Origin of the sequence: Streptomyces sp. MBT53 (assembly GCF_016654115.1) — a bacterium.
Lineage (GTDB): Bacteria > Actinomycetota > Actinomycetes > Streptomycetales > Streptomycetaceae > Streptomyces.
This window is the reverse complement of the sequence record NZ_JAEQAZ010000505.1, coordinates 1-1,417: the sequence shown is the minus strand read 5'-3', so window position 1 is coordinate 1,417 and position 1,417 is coordinate 1. Positions and strand designations below refer to the sequence as shown.

At 69.7% G+C, this 1,417-nt stretch carries 1 protein-coding gene and 1 pseudogene; both read right to left on the bottom strand.

What is annotated here, in order from left to right; all coding sequences use genetic code 11:
- The coding region (araD, locus tag JHN45_RS52505; protein WP_201056595.1) for an L-ribulose-5-phosphate 4-epimerase AraD at positions 1–571 on the bottom strand (571 nt) is incomplete at its 3' end.
- A 46-nt stretch (positions 572–617) separates the two neighbouring features.
- Positions 618–1,417: pseudogene (locus JHN45_RS52500) on the bottom strand (L-arabinose isomerase); the annotation flags it as partial.

Below are 1,417 nucleotides of genomic sequence, written 5' to 3'. Positions count from 1 at the left end.
CGTGTTCGAGGGATGTGCGGGGGGTGGTGCCCCAGGTGAAGGGGCCGTGGTTGGCGACGAGTGCGGCCGGGACCTCGGCGGCTCTGCGGTCGTCGCTCTCCAGCAGGTCGACGATGACCTTGCCAGTGTTGTATTCGTAGTCCTTCGCGCACTGCTCGGCGGTGAGGTCGGGGGTGCAGGGGACGGGCCCGTTGAAGGTGTCGGCGTGGGTGGTGCCCAGGACCGGTATGTCCCGGCGGGCCTGGGCGAAGGCCACCGCGTGGGTCGAGTGGGTGTGGGTGATGCCGCCGATGGAGGGGAAGGCGAGGTAGAGGCAGCGGTGGGTCTCGGTGTCGGTGGAGGGCCGCAGATCACCGCCGACGACCTTGCCGTCGGACAGCCGGACGGTGACCAGGTCGTCCAGGGTGAGGTTCTCGTAGGGGACGCCGGAGGGTTTGATGACGAACACGCCGGCTTCGCGGTCGACGCCGCTCACGTTGCCCCAGGTCAGTGTCGCGAGGCCGGCCTGGGGGATGGTCAGGTTGGCGTCGAGCACGTCGTGCCGCAGGCCGTCACGCAGTCGTGCGGTCATCGGTCGTCTCCTTGATCTCCTTGCGGAGGGATGCGGATCATGGGTTTCAGAGGGCCTGGGCGAGGCGGTGATACGCGGCGTTCCAGCGGATTTCCTTGGTGAACTGTCCGGTGGTGGTGGTCTCGTCGATGGTGAGCAGTTCGACGCCGGTCATGGCGGCGTAGTCGGTGAGGGTCTCGGTGTCGACGGCGGTGCTGAGGACGGTGTGGTGCGGGGCGCCCGCGAGGAGCCAGCTTTCGGCGGACTCGGCGAGCGAGGGGCGCGGCTTCCACACGGCGCGGGCGACCGGGAGGCGGTGGAGGGGTTCGCTGGGGGTGACGATGTCGACGGTGTTGGCGGTCAGGCGGAAGCGGTCGCCGAGGTCGGAGAGGCCGACCACTATGGCGGGGCCGGGGGCTGCGTTGAAGACGAGGCGGACGGGGTCCTCACGGCCGCCGATGGACAGGGGGTGGATCTCGCAGCTGGGGCGGTCGGCGGTGATGGAGGGGCAGACTTCCAGCATGTGGGCGCCGAGGATGCGGGGGGTGCCGGGGCCGAGGTGGTAGGTGTAGTCCTCCATGAAGGAGGTGCCGCCGGGCCTGCCGAGGCCCATGACTTTCATGGTGCGCAGCAGGGCGGAGGTTTTCCAGTCGCCTTCGCCGCCGAAGCCGTAGCCGTCGGCCATCAGGCGCTGGACGGCGAGGCCGGGCAGCTGGCGCAGTCCGCCGAGGTCTTCGAAGTTGGTGGTGAAGGCGGTGAAGTTGCCTTCGGTGAGGAAGGTGCGCAGGCCGATCTCCTGGCGGGCGGCGTAGAGGAGGGAGTCGTGGCGGATGCCGCCGGGGCGCAGGGCCGGCACGACGTCGTACA